This is a genomic window from Geminicoccus sp. (assembly GCF_035556675.1).
Classification (GTDB): domain Bacteria; phylum Pseudomonadota; class Alphaproteobacteria; order Geminicoccales; family Geminicoccaceae; genus Geminicoccus.
Map to the genome: position 1 here is coordinate 1 of NZ_DATMFZ010000384.1, position 5,410 is coordinate 5,410.

Sequence of the window (5,410 nt, forward strand, 5' to 3'; positions counted from 1 at the left end):
GTGTCGGCCGTCGGCAGGATGGCGAGCAGACGCTCGATCTCCTCCAGCGTGGCATCGGCAAGCTTGCGGCTGTTGGTGATCAGCACGGCGGGCGAGTTATAGCCGTGCTCGGCCTGGCCCAAGAGGTCGGTGGCGCACATCTCGCCGTCCACCGTCTCGTCCGCGATCACCAGCGTCTCGGTGGGGCCGGCGAACAGGTCGATGCCGACCCGGCCGTAGAGCTGGCGCTTGGCCTCGGCGACAAAAGCGTTGCCGGGGCCGACCAGCATGTCGACCGGGGCGATCGTGGCGGTGCCCAGCGCCATGGCGCCCACGGCCTGCACGCCGCCCAGGCAGTAGATCACGTCGGCGCCGGCCAGATGCTGGGCGGCGACGATCGCGGCGGCGGGGCGGCCCTGGTAGGGCGGGGCGCAGGTGATGATCTCGGGCACGCCCGCGACCTTGGCGGTCAGCACCGACATGTGCGCCGAGGCGACCATCGGGTACTTGCCGCCCGGCACGTAGCAGCCGACCCGGTTCACCGGGATGTTCTTCTGGCCCAGCACCACGCCCGGCAGGGTCTCGACCTCGATGTCCTTAAGCGAGGCGCGCTGGTGCTCCGCGAAGTTGCGGATCTGCGCCTGGGCGAAGCGGATGTCGTCCAGCTCGCGCTGCGAGAGCTCGCTCAGGCAGGCCTGGATTTCGGCGTCGGTCAGGCGGAAGTCGGCGCGGTCCCAGTTGTCGAATTTGATCGACAGCTCGCGCACCGCCTGATCGCCGCGCGCCTCGATGTCGGCCAGGATCGCCTCGACCGTGCCGCGCACCTTCTGGTCATCCTTCGCCGCCGCCACCGGATCGCGGCCCTGCTTCAACACCCGTGCCATCGCTGCCTCCCTTCGCTTGGCCCCCAGGGCTTAGGCGGATGGCGGGCGGACGCAAGCGGGAAGTCCCGTCCCGGGGTGGGGCGGCGCCATCGCAGGATTTCGGAGCGTAATCCTTTAGAATAGCTGCTGCTTGCAGGAAGCGAAACGCTGTTGCGGCATACTGCCGCATCGGCTAGGGCTGAGCTGTACATGGATATGCGCTGGCGGCGCGCACGATCGGTCCCGGCCGGGTGGGTCATCCCTGCGCCGGTATTTCCGGCAGGTGCCGAAGTCGTCGCCCGATAGCTGCCTTGATTCGTCCGAGCTCATTTTACTGAAGGCCTGTCATGTTCGATCTGCGTCTTTCGACGCTGCCGGGGTCCGGCGGCGGACCCTCGCTCGCGCGCCGCCTGTTCCTGCGCTCCGCCCTGGCGGCGGCCGGCGCCGGCGTCGCCGCCGGCTTCCTGCCCGGTCCTGCCGCGGCGGCGATCAAGGGGGACCGGAAGCTCGGCGCCTGGGGACCGCTTCTGCCCTGGCCGTTCGTGCCGATCCACATGGTGATGACCCGCGACGGGCGGATCATGAGCTATGGCTCAGACCGGGTTGGCATGCAGACCGGCCTGCTTGAATACGATGTCTGGGACCCGCAGGACGGGCCGCAAGGCTACCACCTGACTCTGCCGAACGGCACCGCCACCGACGTGTTCTGCAGCGCCCAGGTGCTGCTACCCGATGTCGGCGACATCGTGATGGTGGGCGGCGACATCTGGGACGGGGTGCGGACCAAGAACATGGGGATCGACCGCTCGACGATCTACCTGACCCGCAAGAAGCAGCTCGTGTCCGGGCGGACCATGAACCGCGAGCGCTGGTACGCCTCGATCACCACCCTGCCGAATGGCGAGAGCTACATCCAGGGCGGCGACAAGGGCACCGACCATCCGGAGATCCGCGGCCGGGACGGCTCGTTCCGACTGCTGACCGGGGCCGACACCAGCGGGATCTCCTTCTACTACCCGCGCAACTGGGTGGCCCCGGACGGGCTGATCTTCGGCTTCTCCGACCGGGCGGTGTACCGGGTCGATCCGTCCGGCACCGGGCGGGTGGAGCGGCTCGGCACGTTTCGCGGCAGCTGGGGCAAGAGCTCGACCGAGGCGATGTTCGCGCCGGGCAAGATCCTGCGGGTGGCGGGCGGCGGCACCCGGCCCGAGCCCGGCAACATGGCAACCGTGGTCGACATCAATGGCGCGACGCCGACCTTCACCCAGACCGAGCGCCTGCCCAAGGCGCTGCACTGGAGCACCGCCACGCTGCTGGCCGATGGCAAGGTGGTCGTGACCGGCGGGTCCAAGGCCTATAACGAGCTGGTCGAGGTCAACTACACGCCGTTCATCTGGGACCCGAAGACCGGCAAGTGGACCAGCGGCGCGCCTACCAGGTCAGGCAAGGCCCGGCTCTACCACTCGGCGGCAATCCTGTTGGCCGACGGTACAGTGCTGGTGGGCGGCGGTGGGGCGACCGGGCCGCAGAACAATCTCGACGCCGAAATCTACTATCCGCCCTATCTGTTCGACGCGAAGGGCAACCTGGCGGCCCGGCCGAAGATCACGAGCGTGCCGACCAGCCTGAAGGCCGGGCGCAACTTCAAGATCGGGGTCGACAACGGAGCGCGGATCACCCGAGTGACGCTGGTCAAGACCGGCTCGGTCACCCACAGCTTCAACATGGACCAGCGCTTCATGGAGCTGCCTTTCCAGCGCTCCGGCAACACGCTGGCGGTGACCGCACCCAAGACCAACAGGCTGGCCCCGCCCGGCTACTACCTCCTGTTCGTGATCGACAAGGACGGGGTGCCGTCGCAGGGCAAGGTCATGCCGATGTACATTACGGCGAGCTGAAGACGGGGGCACGGCGTCGTCCAGGGAGGAACCGTCATAGCCTGACAGTCCCGCGGATGCTTCCGGGGCCGAGCATGGCCGCCTGAACCATTGTTCCTTCTTCTTCGTCATTGGCCGGGCTCGACCCGGCCATCGTTTTCCTGGCCCTTCCCGGATGGCCGGCTCAGGGCCAGCCATGACGAAAAAGGGGGCCGCAAGCTGCCAGGAGATGATCGATCCCCGGCAGGAAGCAGGTGCCAGCCTGCTGGTCCATGATGGCCACGCGGAGTTCGCAGGCTGGAACCGCCCGTGATGGCCCGAGGTCGCGCAAGCCGCTAAGCAGGAGAAGAGTTCTCGTTCAAGAGAACCGGCAGGGAGGCGTGCCATCCGGCAGACGCCCATCGAGGATGCGGACAAGGAGGCTACAAGACATGCGACTCAAGGCCAGTCCCCAAAAGAGGGCCGCGACCCGGCGCGCGGTGCTGGGCGGCACGGCGGCGGCCCTGGCGATGCCGGCGGTGCTGCGCCGCGCCCATGCCGCGGATCCGGTGCATCTGATCAGCCACCGCTATCCGGCGCTCGAATATTACGCCGACCAGATGCGGACGGCCGTGCCGGGCGTGGAGCTGGATGCCCGGCTGATGCCGTCCGGCGACGCGATGCAGATGCAGCGCATCGCGCTGTCCTCGCGTAGCGCCGGGCTGGACCTGCTCTGGGTCAACAGCATCAGCATCGCGAACTATGCTAAGAATGGCTGGCTGGAGCCGCTGGACGACCTCTGGGAGAAGCATCGCGAGGAGTTCAACCTCGACGACATCAACCCGGCGTCGATGCGCGGCGTGACCTTCGAGGGCCACATCTACGCCATGCCGCTCACCACCAATGTCCTGCTCTGGGCGCATCGCCGCGACCTGCTGGAGGAGGCGGGGCTGGCGCAGCCGCAGAGCTGGGAGGACGTGATCGCGATCGCACAAGCCCTGGACTCGCCGCCGCGGCGCAGCGGCACGACGCTGGCACTGAAATGGGACATGACACCCCACGAGCTGCAGGCCGTGATGAACACGGTGGGCGAGGGCTGGTTCGATGAGGAATGGCGGCCGATCTTCAACCGCGAGCGCGGGGCGGCGGCGGTGGATACCTATCGCCGCCTGGCCAAGTTCGCGGTGCCGGGCTTCACCGCGCATGGCAATGACGAGAACGCGGTCAATTTCGGCCAGGATGTCTGTGCCGTAGGGCAGCAATGGGCGACGCGCTGCGCGTCGATGGACGATCCGGCCAAGTCGCGGGTGATCGGGCTGATCGAGTGGACCACGCCGCCGGGCGGCAAGCAGTCGATCACCACGGACGGCTATGCGATCTCGCGCTTCTCCGGCAAGGACCGGAACACGCTGTTCCGGGTCCTGGCCGGTGCCCTCAGCGAGGAGAGCCAGCGTGGTGCGGCGAAGCTCGCGACCCCGCCGCGCCAGGCGGTGCTGAACGATCCGGAGGTGCAGAAGGAGTTCCGCTGGTATCCGGCGGTGTCGGCGGCGATGGCGGCCGCTGAGCCCCTGCCGAACCTGCCTGAGTTCAACGAGGCGGCCGAGATCGCGACCAAGCGGATGGTCCAGGGCATCGTCGAGGAGACCGACATCCAGCAGGCGCTGGACACGGCGGCGAAGGAGGTCTCCGACCTGCTCGGGCGGCGTGGTTACCAGCAGTAGGGTTCGACGGGCGGCGGCCGGTACGCGGATACCGGCCGGCCGCCGTTTGGCCTGGATGGTGCCGAAGAACGGCGACAGGCTGTATTAAAGCTTTGACATGTTTTGTTCATTTCCGCTAGCCGCGGGTGGGACGGCGAGCAGGCATGGGCAGTTGGGCATGGTCATCCGCGGTACGGTGGGCAACGATCTCCTGATCGGCACCAATGGCCCGGACGTGATCTACGATCCGTTCGGCAACAACCAGGTTCGGGCGTTCGGCGGGCGCGACCGGATCGAGCTCGGGGGTGGCGATGACCTGGTCCATGCCGGGCGCGGCGACGACTACGTGAACGCCGGCGACGGGGACGACATCGTGTTCGGCCAGGAGGATGCCGACCGGCTGTATGGCTGGCATGGCAATGACCTGCTGGTGGGCGGCGTGGGTGACGACGTCCTGTTCGGCCAGCATGGCAACGACGAGCTGCGCGGCGAGCATGGCGATGACCTGCTGCTGGGTGGCCAAGGCGATGACGTGCTGACAGGCGGGGACGGCAACGACCGGCTTTCCGGCAATGCCGGGGATGACCGGCTGCTCGACCATCGCGGCGATACGGTCGCGTTCGGCCATGACGGTGACGACCGGATCCAGGTTTGGGCAGGCGACCATGCCCTCTATGGCGGCGCCGGCAATGACGAGATCTCGGCGGGGCACGGCCGGAGCGTGATCTATGGCGGGGCCGGCGATGACCGTATCAGCCTGCCGGCGGAAGAGGTGGACGGGCCGGTGCCGGGCAGCCGGGTGGATGGCGGGGCCGGGGACGACCGGCTGTTCGGCGGCCAGGGCGACGACCTGTTCCAGGGCGGCGACGGCAACGACACGATCAATGCCAGTGGCGGCGACGACCGGATCATGGGCGGGGCCGGCAACGACATCCTCTGGGGCAGCAGCGGCGACGACCGGATCCATGGGGGCGAGGGCGACGACCGGCTGGAGGGCGGCAGCGGCCTGGAC

General features: G+C 68.2%; 4 protein-coding genes. 3 read left to right on the top strand and 1 reads right to left on the bottom strand.

Annotation, left to right across the window (positions count from 1 at the left end; translation table 11 throughout):
- Nucleotides 1-863 (bottom strand): histidinol dehydrogenase (gene hisD / locus VNS22_RS27660; protein WP_325738351.1); only part of this gene is annotated, 863 nt, incomplete at its 3' end.
- Nucleotides 864-1,189: 326 nt separating this feature from the next.
- Here hisD and VNS22_RS27665 point away from each other — a divergent pair.
- From VNS22_RS27665 to VNS22_RS27675, 3 genes are all read left to right on the top strand, one after another.
- Complete coding sequence (locus tag VNS22_RS27665; RefSeq protein WP_325738352.1) at nt 1,190-2,740, top strand: galactose oxidase-like domain-containing protein; 1,551 nt, start codon at nt 1,190-1,192, stop codon at nt 2,738-2,740.
- A gap of 410 nt (nt 2,741-3,150) precedes the next feature.
- Nucleotides 3,151-4,419, top strand: coding sequence for an ABC transporter substrate-binding protein (locus tag VNS22_RS27670; protein ID WP_325738354.1), 1,269 nt, complete (start codon nt 3,151-3,153; stop codon nt 4,417-4,419).
- A gap of 157 nt (nt 4,420-4,576) precedes the next feature.
- The coding region (locus VNS22_RS27675) for a calcium-binding protein (RefSeq protein WP_325738355.1) at nt 4,577-5,410 on the top strand (834 nt) is incomplete at its 3' end.

Coding starts and splice junctions, on each gene's coding strand:
- VNS22_RS27665 (WP_325738352.1), top strand. CDS start 1,190: ATGTTCGATCTGCGTCTTTCGACGCTGCCGGGGTCCGGCGGCGGACCC.
- VNS22_RS27670 (WP_325738354.1), top strand. CDS start 3,151: ATGCGACTCAAGGCCAGTCCCCAAAAGAGGGCCGCGACCCGGCGCGCG.